Genomic DNA, 22,317 nt, shown 5'->3' with positions numbered 1-22,317 from the left:
CCGTCAGCGGTAGAGAGGACCGAAGGTGGCGCAGGCCCGGAAGTCGGCGCTCTCGGGCTCGGCGGTACCGAAGGGCACCCAGGCCTTGGGGCGCAGGATCCTCTCGCGCTCGACGTTGTGCATGTAGACGGGGATGCGCAGCATCGAGGCCAGGGTGATGAGGTCGGCGCCGAAGTGCCCATAGCCGGTGGCCGTGTGGTTGGCGCCCCAGTTGGCCATCCAGTCGTAGACGGAGGTGAAGGCGCCCTGACCGGTCAGGCGCGGGACGAAGAAGGTCGTCGGCCAGGTCGGGTCGGTGCGGTTGACGATCTGGTCGCGCACGTCGTCGGGCAGCTCCACGGTCCAGCCCTCGGAGATCTGGAGGACCGGTCCCTGGCCTGCCACGAAGTTGAGGCGGGTCGCGGTGACGGGCATGCCGCCGGCGGTGGTGAAGTGCGTGGAGAAGCCGCCTCCGGGGAAGTACTCGCGGGTGGCGGCGTGGAAGGTGGAGGCCTTCAGATCCGCCTCGATGTCCGCCTCGGTGATCTCCCACCAGTGCTTGATGATGGGGTTGCCCTCGGCGTCCTTCTCCTCACCGGTGGCGTTGAGCGTGGTGGCCCCGGAGTTGCGCAGGTCGATGAAGCCGTTCTCGGCGCGTCCCTCGAGCTTGTACCCGGTGACCCGCTCAACGGCCTCGGGGCTCCAGTAGGTGCGCACGTCGCTGAAGAGCTGGGGACGGTGGGTCAGGACGGAGTTGAAGAGCATGGCCACGGCGTTGCCGGCGTCGCCCTCCGTGGCGAAGACCTTCTCGGGCCGCTTGCCGTTCCAGTCGAAGGTGGTGTTGAGGAAGGTCTCGAGGATGTCCCCGTTAGGCTTGTAGTCCGTCCACTGACGCTGCCCCTGGAAGCCCGCCGCGATGGCGTCGTGACCCTCGGCCTCCTCGACGAAGCCCAGCTCGGCCAGGGCGGGGTTGCCCTCCATGAGGTCGCGGCCGATGAGGAGCATCTTGATGCAGTAGTCGAACTGCTCGTCGTACTCCTCCTGGGTGAAGCGGTTGGCCTCCGGGTTGCGGTTCTCCCCGATGGTGAGGTGCTCCCGGGCCCAAGCCAGGGCGGTCTCGTACTCCTGGTGGTCGTAGATGCCGTGCGCGATACGGCGGTCGATCTCGATCATGTCGATGTACTCGGCGCGCATGCCCAGGTAGTCGACGAAGAACTGCTCGGGGACGCGGCAGCCGGCGATCCCCATGGAGACGGTCCCGATCGAGAGGTAGCTGCGCCCCTTCATGAGGCCGACCCCCAGGGCGGCGCGCACGTAGCGCAGGATGTTCTCGACGACGTCCTCGGTCAGGCCCGAGTCGTCGGCGTCCTGCACGTCGTGGCCGTAGATGCCGAAGCAGGGGATGCCCAGCATGTTGTAGGCGGCGGCCGCGGCGGCCAGGGTCACGGCCCCGGGGCGCTCAGTGCCGTTGAAGCCCCAGATGGCGTGCGGGATGGAGGGGTCGAGGTCGAGGACCTCGGTGATGTAGTTCCAGGAGGCGGTGACGGTCAGGTCGGCACACACGTTCTCGGTGCGGAACTGCTCCTTGCAGCGGTTGGCCTCGGCCACGCCACCGATCGCGGTCTCGGAGACCACGCAGCGCACCGGGCTGCCGTCGGGGTAAGTCAGGCGCGAGGAGATGAGCTCGGCGACATCCTTGGCCAGCTGAGCGGTCTTGTCCTCGAGGGACTCCCTCACGCCACGACGACGTCCGTCAATGAGGGGACGGATTCCGATGGCGGGGTAGGACGCAGCGGACATGGCAAGTTTCCTTTCACTGGGCGACGATGACCAGGACCCACATCAATGTGAGCGCAAACATAGGATGCCCCTGACCGAACGGTCATGTCAAGCATAGAAACAGAAACACGAAATCGTAGACATGAGAGCGCCAACATGAGACGATGCCTCGGTACCACTTCTGACGCAACGGGGCGCGCAGCGGTACGCCCCGGGGAAAGAGCCCATCATGCTTCTCAACGACGCTCGACAGCAGATCGCCGATGCCTGCTCCCACTTGTCCGACGACGGCCTGGTCGTCGGCACCGCCGGCAACTTGTCCGTTCGGGAGGGGGACCTGGTCGCCATCACCCCCTCGGGGCTGCCCTACCAGGAGATGCGCCCCGACCTGGTCGCCGTGGTCGAGTACGCCACCGGCAAGCAGGTCGAGGGGCCGCTCAAGCCCGCCAGCGAGCTGGACCTGCACCTGACCGCGCTGCGGGCGACCGGACAGATGTCGGTTGTGCACACCCACTCCTATGCGGCCACTACCGTGGCCAGCCTCGAGGGCGTGAGCGCGCTCCCGGCCGTGCACTACTACATCTGCATGTTCGGCGGCAGCGACGTGCGGGTGGCCGACTACGCCATCTACGGCTCCCCCGAGCTGGCCGCCAATGTCGCCAAGGCCCTTAAGGGACGCACCGCGGCCCTCATGAGCAACCACGGATCCGTGGTGACCGGCCCGGACCTGGCCTCCACCTACGTCCTGGCCCAGGAACTGGAGTGGGTCTGCGAGCTCTATCTGCGCACGCTCGCCGTCGGCACCCCCAAGATCCTCACCGATGAGCAGATCGAGGCGGTCGCGTGCAAGATCCGGGACACCGGCTACGGTCAGCACGCCCCGGCCGAGGAGGGCTGAGCGCCGCGGCCACAGGGGACACAGTCTGCGGGCCGGGTAGGGTCTTCCCCATGACGAGGATCGTGGCCGGAACCGTGGGCGGACGCAGGATCGAGGTGCCCCGGTCCGGGACGCGCCCCACCTCCGAGCGCGTCCGCGAGGCTCTTTTCGCCCGCCTGGACCACTACGGGGTGCTCGACGGCGCCCGGGTGCTGGATCTGTGCGCAGGCTCGGGGGCCCTGGGCCTGGAGGCCGCGAGCCGGGGAGCCGGCGAGGTCACGCTCGTGGACTCCTCGCGCGGTGCGTCGCAGACCTGCCGACGCAACATCCGCTCACTGGGCCTGAGGGGGGTATCGGCGGTGACCGCGAAGGCGGCCGCCTTCCTGGCCGGCCCGGCGGGCGCTCCGGCGGACCTGGTGCTGATCGATCCTCCCTACGAGCTGAGCGAGGAGGAGCTCACCGCGATCCTCACTGCCCTGGTCCGCAGCGAGGATCCGTGGCTGGCGCCGCGCGCCGTCGTCGTCGTCGAGCGTTCGACGCGCTCACCGGAACCCACCTGGCCGGCGGGGCTGGAGCGCTTCGCGGACAAGCGGTACGGCGAGACCACGGTCTGGTTCGCCGAGCCGGCCTGAGCCGGGGACGCTCCTCGGCCCGTATCCTGGCGCCTCAGGCTCTTTCGAGGAAGGCCTGGGACTCCTCATCGAGGCGCTCGACGATCGCTGCGGCCAGGGCCCGGTGGTCGCTCAGCTGAGGATCGGCGGCCACGATCCGCTCGGCCTGACGCCTCGCGGTGGCAATGAGGCGGGCATCGCGGGTCACGCGCAGCAGGTCCAGCCCGGAGGTGCGCCCCGACTGCGAGGCCCCCAGGACGTCACCTTCGCTGCGCAGCTCGAGGTCGGCCTCGGCCAGCGCGAATCCGTCCGTGGTGGAGGCGAAGGCCTTGAGCCGGTGGAAGGCGGTGGAGCCGACCTGTGCACCGGTGACCGCCACGCACAGGGACGGCCTGCTGCCACGCCCGACCCGCCCGCGCAGCTGGTGGAGCTGGGACAGTCCGAAGCGCTCGGCATCCAGGATGACCATCATGGAGGCCTCGGGCACGTCCACCCCCACCTCGATGACAGTGGTGGACACCAGGACCGGGGTGTTGCCCGAGGCGAAGTCGGCCATGGCGGCCGCCTTGTCCTCACCACTCATGCGTCCAGTGAGAACCCCGACGCCGATACCCCCCAGAGCGGGCTCACCGGTCAGTCGCTGCCTCCAGTCCTCGACAGCGGCCAGCGGGCGGTCGGGATGCGAGCCGTCCCCCTCCTCCGCGAGCGCCTCCTGCTTCGGCCCGTCATCGGTCTCGACAGCCGCCGCGCCGTCCATCGGCGCCTGTCGGGGCTCGTCGTCGACCTCGATCCGGGGGCACACGACGTAGACCCGCCCCCCGGAGGCGACCTCCTTGGCGGCGCGCCGCCAGATGCCCTCCACCCAGGAGGTGCGCGACCACGGGACGAGGTGGGTGGGTACGGCGCTGCGCCCGGCGGGCAGCTCGTCCAGGACGGAGGTGGCCAGGTCTCCGAAGACCGTCATGGCGATGGTGCGCGGGATCGGGGTGGCGGTCATAACCAGGAGGTGGGGCGTGTGGGTCTGTCCAGTGACTGGGTCGGTCAGACCGCCGCGCTCACGCAGGGCGTCACGCTGGGCGACGCCGAAACGGTGCTGCTCATCGACGACGACCAGGCCGAGGAAGGGGATCTGCACCGTGTCGGACAGCAGGGCGTGGGTACCCACGACGATCGCCGGCTCACCGGCGGCCAGCCCAGTGAGGATCCGACGGCGCTGAGCGGCGGGGGTGGAGCCGGTCAGCAGGTGGACGCGGGTGGCGCGTTCAGCGCCGCCAAGCATCCCGAGGCGGGCCATGGGCCCCAGGACCGCCTCCAGTGAGGAGTGGTGCTGGGCGGCGAGGACCTCGGTGGGGGCCAGGAGGGCGGTCTGCCCGCCGCCTCCAACCACCTGGAGCATGGCGCGCAGGGCCACGAGGGTCTTTCCACTTCCCACGTCGCCCTGAAGAAGGCGCTGCATGGGAACGGTGCGGGCCAGGTCGGCGGAGATCTCCTCACCGACCCGCTTCTGCCCGGCGGTCAGGTCGTAGGGCAGGCGGGCGTCGAGGTCCGCTCTCAGGGAGCCCTCCGCCTCCGGTACGGGCCAGGCGACCGCGGTGCATGTCGCCTCATGATGGGCTCGACGCTGGGCCAGGGCGACCTGCAGGATGAGGGCCTCCTCGTGGCGCAGCCGTTTCCGGGCGGCTTTCCACTGCCCGGAGTCCTCGGGCCGGTGCACCCAGCGGTAGGCGGTGTAGGCGTCGACCAGCTCCGCCTCGCGCCGCAGCTCCTCGGGGAGGGGGTCGGCGACGTCGCCCGGCTCCAGCTGGTCCAGGACGCTGCGCACCGCCTTGGCCACCAGCCAGGACGGGAGGGCCTCCGTGCCGGGGTAGATGGGCATGGGTCGGGCCAGCAGGGCCGCGCGCTCGTCCTCATCGAGCTCGTCGAGGACGTACAGGCGCGGGTTGGACAGCTGCTTGCGTCCACGGTGGAATCCCACCTTGCCGCTGAGCAGGACGGTGGTTCCGGGGGCCAGCTGAGCGGCTCGGGCGCGCATCTGGCCGGCCGCACCGAACTGGACGAGGTCCATGGTGGAGGCGCCGTCGGTAACGGTGGCCTCCATAAGGGCCGGGACCCGTCCGGAGCGGGTGCGCCGGGAGGAGGCGCGCACGACCTGGGCCTGGATGGTGGCTTGCTCACCCTCGACGAGGGTGCGCATATCGGTCAGCTCCCCCCAGGTGTCGTAGCGCCGGGGCAGCAGGCGCAGCAGGTCCGCCCCGGTCTCCACCCCCTGCTTGGCGAGCTGTGCGGCCGTGCGCTTGCCCACGAGCCGGGTCACGGGACGCTCGAGCAGGCCGACGCTGCCGGGACGGGGCGTGCGGGTTGAGCGATCAGACGAGCCGGACACGGCCCCACCCTATGACGAAGGAGCCTGGGAGCCCTTCATGACCCGAGGCGCTTGCATATGCGAGCGCCTCGAGACATGGCAGCGCGCAGAGAGGGCTACTCGATGGCGATGAGGACGTCGGGGTGCTCCTGCCCTCCGGCATGGACAGCGACCTCCACGTCCTCGCCGACCACCTGTCCCCGGACTCCCACCGCCGCGCTGGCGGCCAGGGCACCGACGTCGCGACCGGCGTTGCGGCCGGTGATGACGGTCAGGAGCTCGTCGGAGGGGCGCAGCGCCGAGGCCACGGCGCGAGCCACGGCCTCACCGTCGGCCTGGGCTCCGTTGAGGGCGAAGGTGCGCAGGCCCGCGGCGGCGCTCCAGGCGCGACGGGCCAGGTCGGTCAGCTCGGCGTCCTCGCTGCGGCCCGCCAGCGCGACGGCGGCCGCCAGGACCCGGGCCTCGTCGTCGGTGTCGCACACGAGGAGCTGAATGCCCTCGGCCTCATAGCGCTCCGAGGCCACCCCGGCGCGGGCGGTCTCTCGAGCGGCGCCCGTCTTGCGGGTGGTACCCACCGGAGGGCGGACGGTGGAGACGGCGGAGCGGGCCGCCAGGAAGCGGGCGGCATCGTGGGCCGCCTCGGTGCAGGCGGCATCACAGGGCAGCACGATGACCTGGGAGGACCCCAGGTCCGCTGCGGCGCGGGCGATCCCCTCCCGGTCCGGGTTGAGGACGACGGCGGCGTCGGAGCGGGCGAGCTGCTCGATGAGCCCGGGAGCCCGGGTACAGGCGATGACACCGACGCCGGACTGCCGTGAGCGCACGGCCAGATGCGGGGCCTGCGCCGGTGCGGGACGGGGGGCGGCCGCCTGGGAGGGGTGCATGCGCACCGACTGCGCCTTGCGCTCGGCCCGGCGCGCAGCCAGGCGCTCGAAGGAGACCACGTGCCCCGTGGGGTCGGAGTCGAACGCCTCCCACGGAGAGGGCGGCTCGTCCGTGGGGCTCACCAGGGCTGTGGGGTGGAGGTGGTGGATGCAGATCTGCCGGGCACGGCCCGCGTGCGGCAGTGCGGCACGCGGGGTGTCGGTGTGGACGTGGACCTGGTAGAGGCCCACCCCCAGGGCGTCCGGGGTACCGACGACGCCCACGGAGTCGCCGATGCGCTCCAGATCCCGACGCAGCTGACCGGCCTGGACCGCGGTCGCCTCCAGCAGGTACATCACCTCGAACTCGCCGGTGGACATGCCCAGGGGCTCGGGACCGACGCTGTGCGGAACCCCGCCGGCGGCCAGATCGGTGAGCATCTGGCGGGCGACGGCGGTGTAGGGGGCGTGCTCGTCGGCGTCCTCGTGGCCCTGACGCAGCTCTGGGGCCTCAGTCGCCCCGCGGCCGGCGTCCTGCATCGCGTCGATGGTGTCCGACAGGCAGGTCAGCAGCAGCATGAAGGCCGCTCCCCCGGCATCCACCGGGCCGTGTCCGAGGCCGGAGGTCTCCACAACGGATTCCTGGGCGCCGAAGGCGGCGGCGGCGGCGATGAGGCTCAGGGTGGCGGGCGAGCTCGCCGTCGCCTCCTCCAGGGCGGAGCGGGCCGCCGTGGCCGCGTCCCGGGCGACTGACAGCAGGGTCCCCGAGACAGGGCGTGAGACCGCGGCCCAGGTGGTGTCCGCCATGGCCTCGTAGACGTGGACAAGCTCGACGGGACGCAGGCCGGTGGGGTCGGGGGCCTCGGCGCAGACGTCCGCGAAGGCGGCCAGGGCCTGGGAGATCAGAAGACCCGAGTTCCCTCGGGCTCCCCGGACGGCGCCGTCGGCTGCAGCGCGGGCCACCTGAGCGGCATCAGCGGCCCGGCCCAGTCGGTGGAGGGCGTCGGAGGCCGAGCGCAGGGTGAGCAGGACGTTGGTTCCGGTATCTGCGTCCGGCACGGGGAAGACATTGAGGACATCGACGAGGTCCCGGGTCTGATCGGCAACGATCTCCGCCAGCGCAATCCAGCGCCGCACTGCGGCCCCCTGCAGCACATGGGCCTCTGAGACAGGGGTAACGGGGCGATGTCCTTGAGACTGCGCCATCTTCGCCTCCCCTGGGTCCCGGCTACGACCAGCACACCATGTGTGTCACGCTGCGAACACCTTCTGTTCCATTGCATGATCTGCATATGTGCAGGCGTTCAGCGAGCCTGGTTCATGGCTGGGCCGAGCCTTCGGTTTGATATGTGGTTTTAGAGTACCGTCCCAGGCACATTCCTCCCACCGGAGCGAGGCGCACGGACAAGGACCGTGCTCTCAGCGACGCAGAGCCGAAAGGGCACTCAGGCCACCGGCACGCTGGTCAGGCCGCTACCACCACATCCACCTGAGACACACGTTCTTCGATCAGTGAGATGCAACACACTATCGACTCACTCTACCCTTACTCCTCGGGTTCCATACAGGGCAGCATGTGCCCGAACGCACGCCAAGGCGGCTTGGGGCGCCGCACACGGGTCCGCTATTGTGTTCGGGTTGCCCGGCGCCTCACGCCTGGGCGGTAAGACCTGGCGCCAGGCATCAGCCTGAGCGTTGAAGCATTGAAGATCAGGAGTGAGACCGTGGCTGCTGTGTGCGACGTTTGCGGCAAGGGCCCCATCTTCGGCAAGAGCGTCTCGCACTCCCACGTGCGGACCAACCGCCGGTGGAACCCCAACATCCAGCGTGTGCGTGCTCTCGTCAATGGCGCCCCCAAGCGCCTCAACGTGTGCACGTCCTGCCTCAAGGCCGGGAAGGTGACGCGCAACATCTGAGCGCATCATCTCGAGTCCTTCGAGCACGAGGCCGTCGCTGCGCAAGCAGTCGGCGGCCTTTATCGTACCCCGTGTCCCTCAACGAGTGACGGCCCGTCATGTGTGGGAGAAGTGGTCCCATCCGGTGTGCTCCTGCGCGGGTTCTCCTGCCAGCAGGACACCCGGTCGGTGCCCCAGCACCCGGGCCGGTGAGGACTGCGGGCTCAGGACCCGGCCGATCACCCGGGCGCCGGCGGGCAGCCGATCAAGTGCGTGTGCCGGGACGGTGGCAAGCAGTCCGTGGTCCTCTCCCCCGGTGAGCAGCCAGCTGCGGGCCAGGGCGTGAGCGGCCGATCCGTCACAGCCGCTCACGAGCGCAGCCACCGGCTCGAGGAAGGACGCGTCCGGCAGGTCGCCAGGATCGTCGAGGTCGATGACGACGCCGCTGGCACGGGCGATCCGACCGGCATCCCGCAGCAGCCCGTCGGAGACGTCCAGCATGGAGGTGGCGCCGGCCCATGCCAGGTCGCGGCCCGCAGCCAGGGGCGGGATGGGGGCGCGGAAGGCCTCGATGCAGGCCCAAGCCTGTGGGTGCTCCTGACCTGAAGGAACAACGGCTCCCGAACCTGATGCGCAGTCAGAGCCCGCACTGAGCAGGGCGAGTCCCGCTGCGCTGCGCCCCAGGGTTCCGACGTGCACCACGGCGTCGCCGGGCCGGGCTCCGCTTCGCAGAACCGGGGCTCTGCCCTCGAGGTCGCCCAGGACCGTGACGGACACGATCAGCGAGTCACCGCCACTGAGGTCACCGCCCACGACGCCCGCCCCGCAGGGCTCACAGCCCTGGGCCAGTCCTCGGGCGAAGTCCCGTACCCAGCCGACCGGGGTGGACGCGGGCATGACCAGGCCGACGACGAGCGCGACGGGCCTGGCCCCCATGGCGGCGGCGTCAGCCAGGTTCTGGGCTGCGGCCCTGACCCCGACGTCGCGGCCCGTGGACCACTGGGTGCGGAAGTGACGCCCTTCGACCAGGACGTCGGTGCTCACGGCCGTTCGCGAGTCTGGGAAGGACAGGACCGCGCAGTCGTCCCCCGTGCCGACGGGGGTCTGCGGGCCGCGGGGCAGGAGGGGGGTGATGACGGCGAGGAGCTCCTCCTCGCTGAGGTCACCGACCCGCGCGCCCTGCCCCGCTGCCTCTGCGCCGGCCGGGGCAGGCTCAGCGGTTGACATCGGTGGAGCGGGCCACGGCCAGCTCGATGAGCTCGGAGACCAGCTCGGTATAGCCCAGTCCGGAGACCTGCCACATGTAGGGGTACATGGAGAAGGGGGTGAATCCGGGCATCGTGTTGATCTCGTTGACGACTGCCTCACCGGCATCGGTGAGGAAGAAGTCGACCCGGGCCAGTCCCTCGCAGCCGAGCGCCTCGAAGGCCCGGGCGGCGGTGTCCATGAGGAGATCGCGCGCCTCGGGGCCGATGCGCGCCGGGCACACCATGGCCACGGCGTCGTGGGCCAGGTACTTGGTCTCGTAGTCGTAGAACTCGCCTGCGCCCTGGGAGGCGTCCATGGCGATCTCGCCGGGCTCGGCCACCCGGGGGGCGTCGTCGCCGCGGCCCTGAAGGACGGCGACCTCGACCTCGCGTCCCACGATGCCGCTCTCCACGAGGACCTTGGGGTCGACCGCGCGGGCCGCCTCGATGGCCCCGGCCAGGTCCTCGGGGCGGTCGACCTTGCTGATGCCCAGGGAGGAGCCGGCGCGGGCGGGCTTGACGAACAGGGGGTAGGTCAGGGACCGGCAGGCCTCCAGGATCGCCTCGGGGTCGCGCTTCCAGGCATGGGGGCCGACGACGACGTGCGGCGCCGTGGCGATGCCCGCGGCCCCCAGGAGCACCTTGGTGACCTGCTTGTCCATGCCCGCGGCACTGGCCAGCACCCCGCAGCCGACGTAGGGAATGCCCATCATCTCCAGCATGCCCTGGATGGTCCCGTCCTCGCCGTAGGGCCCGTGCAGCAGCGGCAGGACGACGTCGACCCGCCCCAGGATCTCAGGCCCCGTGGGGCCGAGCACCGTGAGCTCTCCGCCTCCCAGGGGTGCGGTGAGCCTCCCGCGTCCCAGGCCCTCGGCGGTGATGGTCACCGGGGGGCGGTTATCGCTGAGCTCGAGGGCGGCCGGATCGTCCTCGACGAGCAGCCACTGGCCCTCGGGGGTGATGCCCACCGGAAGGACCTCGTAGCGGTCGCGGTCGATGGCTGACAGGACACCGGCGGCGGTGGCGCAGGAGATCGTGTGCTCACCGCTGCGTCCGCCGAAGACGACGGCAACACGCACGGTGGGCTTGTGAGAACTGGGCACGGAGGGGCCGGTTTCCTGGAGGGCTGTCATAGGTCCCACGCTACCGCGCTGCGCCCGACATACTGATAATGCACAACGAACCCGGGATAAAGCAGGCCTCCACACCCCTGGGAGGCTAGGCCTGCGACGGTGCCGCGTGCACGCCCTCGGACTTGCGGGGACGAGCCAACAGCGCGTCAGTGACCTGCGCAACGCTGGCGGCGCCCTCGACGACGGTGACGACCCCGGCGGTGATGGGCATGTCCACGCCGTGGGCCCGGGCCAGGTCCAGGACGGCGCGGGCCGACTTGGCGCCCTCGGCCACGCCCCGGGAGGCCGCAGCGGCCTCGGCCACGCTCATCCCCTCGCCGAGGTGGCGGCCGAAGGTCTGGTTGCGGCTCAAGGGCGAGGAGCAGGTGGCCACCAGATCCCCCATGCCGGCCAGCCCGGAGAAGGTCTCCGGGCGAGCCCCGAGCTTGAGGCCCAGCCGGGTGATCTCCACCAGGCCCCGGGTGATGATCGTGGCCTTGGAGTTGTCCCCCAGGCCCCGGCCCGCGGCCGCGCCGACGGCCAGGGCGATGACGTTCTTGACCGCCCCGCACAGCTCGACGCCCAGGACGTCGGTGTTGGTGTAGGGACGGAAGGTGCCGGTGGCGCACAAGGAGGCGATCCGGGCGGCGACCTGCTCGTCGTCGGCAGCCACGACGGTGGCGGTGGGCTGGCCCGCAGCGATCTCGTCGGCGAGGTTGGGGCCGGAGACGACCACGACGCGGGAGGGGTCGATGCTCAGGGCCTCAGCCAGGACCTCGCTCATGCGCAGCCCGGTACCCAGCTCGACGCCCTTCATGAGGGAGACGGCCACGGCGTCGTCGGCCAGGGCGCCCCTGAGGGGCTCCAGGACCCTCCGGGCCTCCTGGGAGGGCACGGCCACGACGACGACACTCGCCCCCGTGACGGCCTGGGCCAGATCGGTGGTCGCCTTCAGGCCCTGCGGCAGACGGTGACCGGGGACGTAGCGCTCGTTGGTGCCGGCATTGATCTCCTCGGCCACCTCCCGGCGCCGGGCCCAGATCGTCGTGGGAGTGCCGGCCTGGGCCAGGAGGCTGGCGAAGGTGGTGCCCCAGGCTCCTGAGCCGATGACGGCCGCGGCCGGGCGCAGCGGCGCACTCGTTGCGGGATCGACGCCGCTCACTGGTCCTCCTCCTGAATGTCCGCCTCGGGCAGCGGGTCGGGACGGCGCACACCGATCTTCCCCTTGCCGGGGTCTCCGTCGTAGTGCATGTCGAAGGGGCGGGGGGCCTTCTCGCCGCGAAGCTCCTCAACCAGGGCGGTGATGGCCCGCATGATCTCGGCGGTGCAGGCGCGCACGGCCTCGCGGTCCTGGGTGTCCTGCCCGAAGCGGGACAGGTCCATGAGCTCACCGATGGTGACGCGCACGTCCTTACGAGGGAAGGGGTGGAAGGAACGCCCGTAGGTGTCCAGGATCTCGTGGGCCCCCCACTGCCCCATGGGCAGGACGGGGGCGCCACTGGTCATGGCCAGCCGGGCCGCCCCGGTCTTGGCCACCATTGGCCACTTGAGGGGGTCGCGGGAGAGCGTGCCCTCGGGGAAGATCATGATGGCGCCGCCGTCGGCCAGGACCTCACTGGCGGCCTTGAGGGCCGTGGCCGCGTTCTGGGTGCCCCGCTGAACCGGGATCTGGCCGCCTGCCCGCAGGATGGAGCCGAGCACCGGTACCTTGAACAGAGTGGACTTGGCCAGCGAGTAGACGGGGACATCAGCATCGACCAGGGCTCGCATGGCCGTGAGCGAGTCGAGGTCGGTCAGGTGGTTGGCCACGGCGATGAAGCCGCCCTCGCGGGGGATGTTCTCCAGACCGCTCACTGTCTGCCGGGAGACCATCTTGAGGAACGGGATGATCGCCCCGCGCGCGGCGAAGCGGTAGAACGGGGTCATGGGGCGTGTTGCAGGCACGGGTGAACTCTATCCGCTTCAGCGCTCTGAACGCGGCCGTCCGAGCCGGGCCCACGGCCCGCACGGCCCTGGCCTCGCGAATCCTCGGGCAGGGACCGGCCCGCCTCAGGCCAGGCGGGTGACGGCGGCGTTGAGGGACTCCAGCTTGGACATGAAGTGCTCGTAGCCGCGGTCGATGAGGTTGACGCCCTCGACCCGGCTAGTGCCCTCGGCGGTCAGGGCCGCGATGAGGTGGGAGAAGCCGCCGCGCAGGTCGGGCACGACGATGTCGGCACCGGTCAGCGGCGTGGGCCCGGAGATGACCGCGGAGTGGTAGAAGTTGCGCTGGCCGAAGCGGCACTCGGTACCGCCCAGGCACTCGCGGTAGACCTGGATGGTGGCCCCCATCTTGCACAGGGCACCGGTGAAGCCGAAGCGGTTCTCGTAGACGGTCTCGTGGACGATGGACAGGCCCTGGGCCTGGGTGAGCGCCACGACGAGGGGCTGCTGCCAGTCGGTCATGAAGCCGGGGTGGACGTTGGTCTCCACCACGATCGACTTCAGGTCACCGCCGGGGTGGTAGAAGCGGATGCCCTCATCGGTGACGTCGAAGGCGCCCCCCACCTTGCGGAAGGTGTTGAGGAAGGTGGTCATGTGGCTCTGGTGGGCTCCACGCACGAACACGTCCCCGCGAGTGGCCAGGGCGGCCGAGGCCCAGGAGGCGGCCTCGATGCGGTCCGGCAGGGCCGAGTGGGTGTAGCCGCACAGCTCGTCGACGCCCTCGACGTGGATGGTGCGGTCGGTGTCCACCGAGATGATGGCGCCCATCTTCTGCAGGACGTCGACCAGGTCCATGATCTCGGGCTCGACGGCGGCATTGCGCAGCTCGGTCAGTCCGTGCGCGCGCACAGCGGTGAGCAGGGTCTGCTCGGTGGCTCCGACCGAGGGGTAGGGAAGCTCGATGACGGTGCCCTTGAGACCGTGCGGCGCGGTGAGCCGGATGCCCTGGGCCTGCTTGTCGACCGCGGCGCCGAACTGGCGCAGGATCTCCAGGTGGAAGTCGATGGGGCGGTCACCGATGCGGCACCCGCCCAGATCGGGGATGAAGGCCTCCCCCAGGCGGTGCAGGAGCGGACCGCAGAAGAGGATCGGGATGCGCGAGGAGCCGGCGTGCGCGTCAATGTCGGCCATGTGGGCCGACTCGACCTTGGACGGGTCCAGCTGGAGGATGCCCTCGCGCTGGTCGTAGTCGATGCTCACTCCGTGCAGGCTCAGCAGCCCCGAGACCACGTCGACGTCACGAATGAGCGGGACGTTGCGCAGCACTGAGGGAGTCGACCCCAGCAGCGCCGCCACCATCGCCTTGGGAACCAGGTTCTTGGCTCCGCGGACGGTGATCTCACCAGTCAGCGGGCGACCACCCTCGACCTGGAGCAGACCGTCGACCATGCACACCTCCATGCGTCATCTGGGCGTGCCGCGCGCGTGAGCCGCTCACCCATCCCCGCGCAGGCGCGCGAGGCCGTCCCAGCATAAGCGCACCGAAGGGGCTCCCAGGACCTTTTTCAGGGCCGTATCAGGTGGCCTTCGACTCACAGAAAGTGCCGATTAATCCCACCCAAAGCCGTGCAAATACCGATGAAACTGACAAGACGAGCTCTTCCGCGAACCAGCTGCGAGCGCTCCCGGTCCCGCTCAGGGTCGAGGCATATCCGCGGCCCGCGCCGAGACGACCTCCTGGGCCGGCAGGTGCTTGGCCGGCAGGGTGCGCGGCTTGAAGGCCGGGCGGGCCTCCTCGTAGGCGCGGATGGCGTCCTCCTGGGTGAGGGTCAGGGAGATGTCGTCGAGCCCCTCCATGAGAATCCAGCGGACGTAGTCATCGATGGAGAAGGCACACCGGAAGGAACCGGCCTCGACCGTGCGGTTCTCCAGGTCCACCGTCACCTCGGTGCCCGGCTCAGTCTCGAGGATCTTCCACAGCTGCTCGCAGTCCTCCTGGGAGACCACGCCGGCCACCAGTCCCTGCTTGCCGGCGTTGCCGCGGAAGATGTCGGCGAAGCGGGGGGCCAGGACGACCTTGAAGCCGTAGTCCTTGAGCGCCCACACGGCATGCTCGCGCGAGGAGCCCGTGCCGAAGTCGGGACCGGCGACGAGCACCGAAGCCCGCTTGTAGGCCTCCTGGTTGAGGATGAAGTCGGGCTCACCGGCCCGCCAGGAGGCGAACAGGGCGTCGTCGAAGCCCGTGCGGGTGATGCGCTTGAGATACACCGCCGGGATGATCTGGTCGGTGTCGACGGCGCTGCGCCGCAACGGGGCGCCGATGCCGGTGTGTCGGATGAACTTGTCCACGGTCGTTGAGCTCCTTGCCTCTACTCGGCCCCTACCGGGCCTGTCCTCGCCTGTATGCCTTCATCTCCTGCGCGCCGGCCCCTACTGGACGGTTGCCTCATGCGCGGCGGAGACCGGCGCAATCGCCGGGACCGTCGGGATATCGCCCGAGTCCTGCGTGGCCTCGGGACGCGGCGGCAGGTCTCCCGGGGCCGACAGCGCCCCGCGCACGGCGGTGGCCGCGGCGACGACGGGCGAGACGAGGTGGGTCCGTCCACCCTTTCCTTGACGCCCCTCGAAGTTGCGGTTGGAGGTGGAGGCCGCACGCTCCCCGGAGGAGAGCTTGTCGGGGTTCATGGCCAGGCACATGGAGCAACCGGCGTTGCGCCACTCGGCGCCGAAGCTCGTGAAGACCCGGTCCAGGCCCTCGGCCTCGGCCTGCAGACGCACTCGGGCAGAGGCCGGCACCACGAGCATACGCAGCCCCTCGGCCTTCTTGCGCCCACGCACCACCTCGGCAGCGGCCCGCAGGTCCTCGATACGGCCGTTGGTGCACGAGCCGATGAAGACGGTGTCGACCTTGATGTCGCGCAGAGGCGTTCCCGGAACGAGGTCCATGTACTCCAGGGCCCGTTCAGCGGCCAGCCGCTCGGTGGCGTCGGCGATGTCCTCGGGGTCGGGGACCCGCGCGGACAGCGGCAGGCCCTGTCCGGGATTGGTTCCCCAGGTGACGAAGGGCTCGATGTCCTCGGCCTGCAGCACCACCTCGGTGTCGAAGACGGCGTCGGGATCGGTACGCAGGCTGGACCAGTACTCCACGGCGGCGTCCCAGTCCTCGCCGACGGGGGCGTGAGGACGGCCCTTGAGGTAGTCGAAGGTGGTCTGATCCGGGGCGATCATGCCGGCGCGGGCCCCACCCTCGATGCTCATGTTGCAGATCGTCATCCGGGCCTCCATCGAGAGCTGCTCGATGGCCCGCCCGCGGTACTCAATGACGTGCCCCTGGGCGCCGTTGGTGCCGATCTTGGCGATGATGGCCAGGATGATGTCCTTGGCCCCGCTGCCCGAGGGCAGGTCCCCGTCAATGGTGACGCTCATCGTCTTGAAGGGGGCGATGGGCAGGGTCTGGGTGGCCAGGACGTGCTCGACCTGGGAGGTACCGATACCGAAGGCGAGGGCCCCGAAGGCGCCGTGAGTGGAGGTGTGGGAGTCGCCGCAGACCACGGTCATGCCGGGCTGGGTCAGGCCCAGCTGCGGACCGACGGCGTGGACGATCCCCTGGTCGGCGTCCCCCAGGGAGTGCAGCCGTACCCCGAACTCGGCGCAGTTGGCGCGCAGGGTCTCGATCTGAGCGCGGCTGGTGACGTCGGCGATCGGCAGGTCGATGTCCACAGTGGGGGTGTTGTGGTCCTCGGTGGCGATCGTCAGGTCGGGACGACGCACCGGGCGTCCGGCCAGTCGCAGCCCCTCGAAGGCCTGGGGGCTGGTGACCTCGTGGACCAGGTGAAGGTCGATGTACAGCAGGTCGGGGGCGCCATCGCTACCCTTGGACACCACATGATCGCGCCAAACCTTCTCGGCGAGAGTCATTCCCATCGACTTCATCCTCTCAGCAACAGTGTTCCCGATCCGCCCGCACTCAGCAGCGCCCGACGACGCCACTGACTCGCGCAGACCGCACGAGGCGGCCGCGCCGCATCCGAGGCCATAGCCTTGGCCTGAAGGATGCTGACACTGCGCCGCTTCCCTGGCGGACCCTAACTTGAAATCTCATACCTTGAAATGCCAGTATCAGATTATGGACAGCCCCTCAGAGAACTCCCCGGAGAACGACAGCAGCGGCGTCGGCGTCATCGACAAGGCAGCCCTGGTGATGAGCGCACTGGAGTCGGGGCCGGCGACCCTGGCCCAGCTCGTGTCCACCACGCACCTGGCCCGCCCCACGGCTCACCGCATCGCGGTCGCCCTGGAGTTCCACCGCCTGGTCACCCGCGACTCCCAGGGACGCTTCATTCTGGGCCCCAGGCTCACCGAGCTGGCCAGCGCCGCAGGAGAGGACCATCTCCTGTCCGCCGCCGGGCCGGTGCTGGCGGCTCTGCGCGACAAGACCCACGAGTCGGCGCAGCTCTACCGCCGCCAGGGGGACGTGCGCATCTGCGTGGCCAATGCCGAGCGCCCGATCGGGCTGCGTGACTCCATTCCCGTGGGCGCCACCATGTCCATGCAGGGCGGCTCGGCGGCCCAGGTGCTTCTCGCCTGGGAGGAGCCTGACCGCCTGCACCGGGGCCTGGTAGGAGCCCGCTTCACCGCCACCATGCTCTCAGCGGTCCGACGTCGGGGGTGGGCTCAGTCAGTTGGGGAGCGCGAGCCCGGGGTCGCCTCCGTCTCGGCGCCGGTACGCGGTCCCGGAGGCAAGGTCGTGGCCGCGATCTCGATCTCAGGACCCATCGAGCGGATGGGGCGTCAGCCCGGCCGGGTTCACGGACACGTGGTCATGGCCGCGGCGCGTCGGCTCTCAGAGGTGCTCACCGACACCAGTACCGTCTGACGGAGGTCGCACCTCATTCCCACCCTCGCGGCGACTGCGGCACCCCACCGCCCCTCAGGCCCTCAGGCACCGACCAGGGCGATGGCGCGCCGGTAGGCCTCGACGTGCATCTGTGCCACGGCACCCCATTCGGCCAAGGGGGCGACCTCGTAGTTGTGGGTCTTGATGCGCTCGAGCAGCTCGTCGTCTCCCAAGAGAGTGGCGAGCTCGCGGCCCAGACCGGCGTCGTCGTCAGCGAGGAGGCCATCGACGCCATCGGTGATGAAGTCGCGCACCCCGCTGGAGCGCATAGCGACGACGGCCAGCCCCGCACTGCGGGCCTCCAGGGTGGAGATGCCGAAGGACTCGGCGGGTGAGGTCTGCAGGTAGATGTCTGCGCGTGTGAAGGCCTGGGCGAGCTCAGTGCGCTCGACGCGCCCCACGAGCTCGATGCGGTCGGCCAGGCCGGACTCGGCAACCTCCCGGGTGAGTCGCTCACGCAGCGGGCCGTCCCCGTAGATCTTGAGGATCGCATCGGTGCCGGGGGTGCTCCTGACCGCCTGAGCGAAGGCGCGCACGACCTGCAGGGGGCGCTTGCGCTCGACCCACCGCAGGGAGGCCACGACCGTGACCGGCCGGTGAGGCCGTCGTTCCTGGGGACCGGGACGCTCCAGGTGCCAGTCCTCGACGGTGATGCCATTGGGCAGAATGGTGACGGGATCATGAGCACCGGCGCGGCGGACCTGGGCGGCGAGCATGGAGGACACGGCCGTCAGGTCGGCGCCGCCGCGCTGCCACAGCCGCACGGGACTGACGGGCCCCAGTGCTCCGGCCACGCGCGCCCAGGGTCCCAGGACGCAGTGGAAGGTGACGGCCAGCGGGAGCCGCGCTCGCCGGGCGGCGGAGATGCCGGACCAGGCGAAGGGTGAGACGACGCCGACGTGGGCGTGAACGACGTCGGGGCGCAGGCGGGACAGGAGGTCGTCGAGCTCGCGGCCGGCTCGAGGATGAACGGGCAGCTCACTAGGTAGGTGCGCGGTGGTGCGGTAGACGGGGAAACCATCGACCCTTTCGACGCTGCGGCCACGACCGTCACCGACTGGCGTGGCGGTGACGACGGCGGGCTCGTGGCCGGCCAGCCTCAGGTTGCGGGCGAGATCCCGCACCTGAGTCTCGATGCCGCCCAGCCTGGGCGCATAGCAGTCGGAGACGATGAGGACGCGCATTGCCTCAGTCTGCCACGTCCTGCTTGGGCGCATGCCCCTGACAGAACCCTCACACCGCGCAGGCCCTCGTCGGCCGGTGACGTCAGCAGGCCGCCTCGGCGCTGCGCAGCCCGGCGATGGCCTTCTCGAAGTCCTCCAGGGAGTCGAAGGAGGAGTAGACCGAGGCGAAGCGCAGGTAGGCGATCTGATCCAGCTCACGCAGGGGGCCCAGGATCGCCAGCCCGACGTCGTGGGAGTCGACGAGCGCCTGACCTCCGGCGCGGATGGCCTCCTCAACCTGGTGCGCCAAAAGCGCGAGCTGATCGTCGGACACGGGGCGCCCCTGGCAGGCGCGCCTGACCCCGACCACGACCTTGTCACGACTGAAGGGCTCGACGACGCCGGAGCGCTTGCGGACCGACAGGCTGGCGGTCTCCAATGTGGTGAATCGACGCCCGCACTGCTGACACTCACGACGACGACGGATGGAGGTGCCGTCCTCAGCGGTCCGGGAGTCGACAACGCGCGAGCCGTCATGACGGCAGAAGGGGCAGTGCACGCCTACAACCTCCGAACTCACTGGACTACGTGTCAGTCCATCGGAGAGTAAACGCCCGGCGGGCCGCCCCGCAAGCCCGCCTCAAGGTGCGATCCGTGCACGAGTTCTCACGCCGCAGGGATCTCCAGCGTCTGCCCGGCACGGATGGTCGTTCCCTGGAGGTCATTGAGTTCGGCGATCCGGGCCACCATCCCCGGGACGTCCGCGGTCCCGCTCGCCTCGGCGATGTCCCACAGGGACTGACCGGGACGAACCACCGTGGTGGTGGTATCCGCCTGCACCTGGGCAACCGCCGTAGCGGGGCCCGCCCAAGCCATGCCCGCCAGGGCCCCGATGGCCAGTCCGCTGCATGCGAGCACGAGGGCCGCGGCGATGACCGCAAGACCGCCACGAAGAAGCCGCAGTCCACCTGGGGAGCGCACCTCCGTCTCCACCGCCTCCCGCGGGCGGGACGGGACGGGCTCCCCCTTGCCGGGACGCTGAGCGGCGCCGCCTCTCCGGCCCTCCTCCTGCAGAGCGCTACGTCGCAGCCCAGCGGCACGCACCGCCGGGTGCCGCGGGGCCAGCCTCTCCAGCTCCGAGCGACGACCCCGCAGTGCAGCAGGCGCCGCGGGGCGACGCATTGGCAGCGCTGCCGGCAGCACCGGGACACGAGCGGATGCGACCCCGGGGCGCTGCGCGCCCTCGACACTACGCCCCACAGGAGCCTCGGGGACGAAGTCGTCAGTGACCAGCCTCAACCGAGGCCGACGGGAGGACTGCCCGCCGGCCCGGCCACTGGCCGGCCCAGCGACGGGCTCATCACTCCGAGCCCGAGAAGCCTGACGGGACGGGAGCGGGATGGCGATGGCACTCACGGCAACCTCCTGAACACATGTTCGACGAACGCTTGTTCGATACATTAGCGCCTGAGAGGCAACACGTCCAGCATGTCTTCGAACATGTGTTTGAATCGTGGTCGCGTCGCCGGTAGGCTGGTCATGTCCAAGACGATCACGGACCACCGACATCTATTCCGCGCCCTTGACGCCCCCGGGCCTGAGGGTTGTCCGGCAGGGAGGGCCAGGACTATGAGCACCACAGCACGCCAGGGCGACTCATCGACCCCGATGCCGCACGCCGGAGCCGGCGGTGCTGAGCAGATCAGCGCAGCAGCGGTCACGGAGGTCGTCAACGACCTCGACAAGCGCGCCCGCGCAGTCTATGAGGCCGTCCGCGCGGCCATCGCCACCCACGGCTACCCGCCCTCACTGCGTGAGATCGGCGAGCAGGTGGGCCTGACCAGTCCCTCCTCCGTCAAGCACCAGCTGGACAAGCTCGAGCGCCTGGGCCTGGTGCGCCGAGACCCGAATCGGCCTCGGGCGATGGAGGTCGTCTGCGCCGACAGCGCACCGAGCGGCCGCGCGGCCACCCCCGGCAGCGCTCACGTCACCTCACTTGACTCCCCCAGCGTCCCCGGCGTCGAGGACGGGGAGGCGGTCGCCGTTCCGCTGGTGGGAAGGATTGCCGCCGGGGTCCCGATCCTGGCGGAGCAGGAGGTCACCGATGTCATGGCCCTGCCTCGCCGCCTGACCGGCGAGGGCGAGCTCTTCATGCTGGAGGTGCACGGGGACTCGATGATCGAGGCCGCCATCTGTGACGGTGACTGGGTGGTGGTGCGCTCCCAGCCCGACGCGGCCAACGGTGAGATCGTGGCGGCCATGATCGAGGACGTCGACGGCGCCTCGGCCACGGTCAAGGTGCTCTCGCGACGCGACGGCCACCAGTGGCTGCTTCCCCGTAACTCCAGCTACGCCCCGATCGACGGAGACCGGGCCACGATCATGGGCAAGGTGGTCACGGTGCTGCGCGCCCTGTAGGCACGCCAGGCCCGCATGACGGAAGGACCGCCCCGTTGACCGGGGCGGTCCTTCCGTGTTTCAGACCAGTGGCTCAGTAGCCCAGGCCGCGCGCGACCTCGCGCAGGTGGTCGGCGGAGGCGGTCAGGCGCTCCTTCTCCTCGGGGGTCAGGGGCAGCTCGAGGCGGCGCCCGGCGCCCTCACGTCCCACGATCGTGGGGACGGCCATGCATACGTCGGAGATGCCGTGCCAGTTGTCCAGCAGCGGGGAGATGGTGAGCACCCGCTGCTCGTCGTTGAGGACGGCGCCGATGATGCGCTGCACGGCCAGGCCGACGGCGTAGTTGGTGGCGCCCTTGCCCTCGATGATGCGGTAGGCGGAGCGGACCACGTCGTGGGCGATGCGCTCACGCTTGGACTCGTCGAACACGCCGCCGTCGAGGGTGGTGCCCCACTGGGTGATCGGCACACCGCCGATCTCGGTGGAGGACCACAGGGGCACCTCGGAGTCGCCGTGCTCACCGGCGATGTAGCCGTGGATGTTCTGGACGGCCGTGCCGGTCTCCAGGGAGATGAGGTACCGCATCCGGGCGGTGTCCAGCACCGTGCCGGAGCCGAAGACCTGGTTCTCGGGCAGACCGGTGATCTTCTTGGCGCAGTAGGTGACCACGTCCACCGGGTTGGCCACGAGGACGAAGATCGCGTTGGGAGCGACCTCGACCAGCTTGGGGAGGATCTTCTCCATGATGCCGACGGTGGCGCCGGCCAGCTCGAGGCGGGACTGGCCGGGCTTCTGCTTGGCGCCGGCGGTGATGGCGATGACGTCCGCGTCGCGGCAGATCTCGGGGTCGTCGGAGCCGGAGACGGAGCCGGCGGAGGTGAACTGGATTCCCTGGGCGATGTCGAGGGCCTCGGCCTCGACCTTCTCCTTGACGATGTCCTGCAGCACGACCTCGCGGGCAACGCCCTTGGTCACGCAGGCGTAGGCGAGGGTGGAGCCGACGGCCCCGGCACCGATGACAGCGACTTTGGAGGGGCGGCCGGAACGGTTGGTGGGGTAGGAGCCTTCAGCGGTAGTGGTGATGTGGTCTGACACGTTCTTCTCCTCGATGGGATCTGCTGGGCAGGACCGCAGGGGCGCGAGCACCCGCTCGCCTCAAGCCTACGTGCATATCCTCCCGAGGGGCACATACCCAAAGGCCCAGCCGATGG

The 22,317-nt window shown here is 70.2% G+C and carries 19 protein-coding genes; 5 read left to right on the top strand and 14 right to left on the bottom strand.

The window, feature by feature from the left end:
• Positions 1-3: 3 nt before the first annotated feature.
• The gene (locus JJJ14_RS04845; RefSeq protein ID WP_101558384.1) at positions 4-1,779 is read right to left on the bottom strand and encodes an L-fucose isomerase; all 1,776 of its coding nucleotides are present in this window, start codon (positions 1,777-1,779) and stop codon (positions 4-6) included.
• 208 nt (positions 1,780-1,987) lie between these two features.
• Here JJJ14_RS04845 and JJJ14_RS04840 point away from each other — a divergent pair, with 208 nt between their 5' ends.
• Together JJJ14_RS04840 and rsmD are read left to right on the top strand one after the other, a co-directional pair.
• On the top strand, positions 1,988-2,656 hold the full coding sequence (locus JJJ14_RS04840) for a class II aldolase/adducin family protein (RefSeq protein ID WP_004565191.1): 669 nt from the start codon (positions 1,988-1,990) through the stop codon (positions 2,654-2,656).
• A gap of 50 nt (positions 2,657-2,706) precedes the next feature.
• Positions 2,707-3,267 (top strand): 16S rRNA (guanine(966)-N(2))-methyltransferase RsmD, encoded by a 561-nt coding sequence (rsmD, locus tag JJJ14_RS04835; protein ID WP_201444820.1) that lies wholly within the window; start codon positions 2,707-2,709, stop codon positions 3,265-3,267.
• A 34-nt stretch (positions 3,268-3,301) separates the two neighbouring features.
• On the opposite strand, the gene JJJ14_RS04830 is transcribed toward rsmD, so the two are convergent.
• Positions 3,302-5,560 (bottom strand): ATP-dependent DNA helicase RecG, encoded by a 2,259-nt coding sequence (locus JJJ14_RS04830; RefSeq protein WP_201445079.1) that lies wholly within the window; start codon positions 5,558-5,560, stop codon positions 3,302-3,304.
• A gap of 164 nt (positions 5,561-5,724) precedes the next feature.
• Positions 5,725-7,677: a DAK2 domain-containing protein gene (locus tag JJJ14_RS04825; protein ID WP_201444819.1), complete on the bottom strand. Its 1,953-nt coding sequence runs from the start codon at positions 7,675-7,677 to the stop codon at positions 5,725-5,727.
• A 518-nt stretch (positions 7,678-8,195) separates the two neighbouring features.
• Between JJJ14_RS04825 and rpmB the strand changes: the two genes are divergently transcribed.
• A complete protein-coding gene (gene rpmB / locus JJJ14_RS04820; protein ID WP_003785965.1) occupies positions 8,196-8,387 on the top strand; it encodes a 50S ribosomal protein L28 in 192 nt (63 codons plus the stop codon).
• 96 nt (positions 8,388-8,483) lie between these two features.
• Here rpmB and JJJ14_RS04815 read toward each other — a convergent pair whose 3' ends face one another.
• The 7 genes from JJJ14_RS04815 to leuC form a co-directional block, all read right to left on the bottom strand.
• Positions 8,484-9,593, bottom strand: a complete 1,110-nt coding sequence (locus JJJ14_RS04815; protein WP_201444818.1) for a thiamine-phosphate kinase — start codon at positions 9,591-9,593, stop codon at positions 8,484-8,486.
• Complete coding sequence (locus tag JJJ14_RS04810; protein ID WP_201444817.1) at positions 9,580-10,746, bottom strand: D-alanine--D-alanine ligase family protein; 1,167 nt, start codon at positions 10,744-10,746, stop codon at positions 9,580-9,582. The genes JJJ14_RS04815 and JJJ14_RS04810 overlap by 14 nt, the downstream gene beginning before the upstream one ends.
• A gap of 85 nt (positions 10,747-10,831) precedes the next feature.
• Positions 10,832-11,887: an NAD(P)H-dependent glycerol-3-phosphate dehydrogenase gene (locus tag JJJ14_RS04805; RefSeq protein ID WP_201444816.1), complete on the bottom strand. Its 1,056-nt coding sequence runs from the start codon at positions 11,885-11,887 to the stop codon at positions 10,832-10,834.
• Positions 11,884-12,651, bottom strand: coding sequence for a lysophospholipid acyltransferase family protein (locus JJJ14_RS04800; protein ID WP_201445078.1), 768 nt, complete (start codon positions 12,649-12,651; stop codon positions 11,884-11,886). Before JJJ14_RS04800 ends, JJJ14_RS04805 begins: the two co-directional genes overlap by 4 nt.
• Before the next feature lie 123 nt (positions 12,652-12,774).
• Positions 12,775-14,097 (bottom strand): UDP-N-acetylglucosamine 1-carboxyvinyltransferase, encoded by a 1,323-nt coding sequence (gene murA, locus JJJ14_RS04795; RefSeq protein ID WP_009747258.1) that lies wholly within the window; start codon positions 14,095-14,097, stop codon positions 12,775-12,777.
• A 246-nt stretch (positions 14,098-14,343) separates the two neighbouring features.
• Positions 14,344-14,997, bottom strand: a complete 654-nt coding sequence (leuD, locus tag JJJ14_RS04790; protein ID WP_004565201.1) for a 3-isopropylmalate dehydratase small subunit — start codon at positions 14,995-14,997, stop codon at positions 14,344-14,346.
• Positions 14,998-15,078: 81 nt separating this feature from the next.
• Entirely contained in the window at positions 15,079-16,572 is a 1,494-nt protein-coding gene (gene leuC / locus JJJ14_RS04785) for a 3-isopropylmalate dehydratase large subunit (RefSeq protein WP_101558390.1), read from the bottom strand.
• A 202-nt stretch (positions 16,573-16,774) separates the two neighbouring features.
• Here leuC and JJJ14_RS04780 point away from each other — a divergent pair, with 202 nt between their 5' ends.
• The gene (locus JJJ14_RS04780) at positions 16,775-17,524 is read left to right on the top strand and encodes an IclR family transcriptional regulator (protein ID WP_004565203.1); all 750 of its coding nucleotides are present in this window, start codon (positions 16,775-16,777) and stop codon (positions 17,522-17,524) included.
• 62 nt (positions 17,525-17,586) lie between these two features.
• Here JJJ14_RS04780 and JJJ14_RS04775 read toward each other — a convergent pair whose 3' ends face one another.
• From JJJ14_RS04775 to JJJ14_RS04765, 3 genes are all read right to left on the bottom strand, one after another.
• Positions 17,587-18,729, bottom strand: coding sequence for a glycosyltransferase family 4 protein (locus tag JJJ14_RS04775; protein WP_201444815.1), 1,143 nt, complete (start codon positions 18,727-18,729; stop codon positions 17,587-17,589).
• Positions 18,730-18,811: 82 nt separating this feature from the next.
• Positions 18,812-19,267 carry a transcriptional regulator NrdR gene (nrdR, locus tag JJJ14_RS04770; protein ID WP_010614925.1) on the bottom strand — a complete coding sequence of 152 codons (456 nt, stop codon included), beginning with the start codon at positions 19,265-19,267 and terminating at the stop codon, positions 18,812-18,814.
• 107 nt (positions 19,268-19,374) lie between these two features.
• Positions 19,375-20,124, bottom strand: coding sequence for a LysM peptidoglycan-binding domain-containing protein (locus JJJ14_RS04765; protein ID WP_101558392.1), 750 nt, complete (start codon positions 20,122-20,124; stop codon positions 19,375-19,377).
• Between the two features lie 213 nt (positions 20,125-20,337).
• Here JJJ14_RS04765 and lexA point away from each other — a divergent pair, with 213 nt between their 5' ends.
• The gene (gene lexA, locus JJJ14_RS04760) at positions 20,338-21,126 is read left to right on the top strand and encodes a transcriptional repressor LexA (RefSeq protein WP_101558393.1); all 789 of its coding nucleotides are present in this window, start codon (positions 20,338-20,340) and stop codon (positions 21,124-21,126) included.
• A 73-nt stretch (positions 21,127-21,199) separates the two neighbouring features.
• On the opposite strand, the gene JJJ14_RS04755 is transcribed toward lexA, so the two are convergent.
• Complete coding sequence (locus JJJ14_RS04755; RefSeq protein ID WP_004565208.1) at positions 21,200-22,201, bottom strand: L-lactate dehydrogenase; 1,002 nt, start codon at positions 22,199-22,201, stop codon at positions 21,200-21,202.
• Positions 22,202-22,317 lie beyond the last annotated feature (116 nt).

Source organism: Actinomyces sp. HMT 175, assembly GCF_016694895.1.
GTDB lineage: Bacteria > Actinomycetota > Actinomycetes > Actinomycetales > Actinomycetaceae > Actinomyces > Actinomyces oris.
The sequence above is the reverse complement of the archived record's forward strand: the minus strand, read 5'-3'. Positions and strand labels throughout refer to the sequence as shown.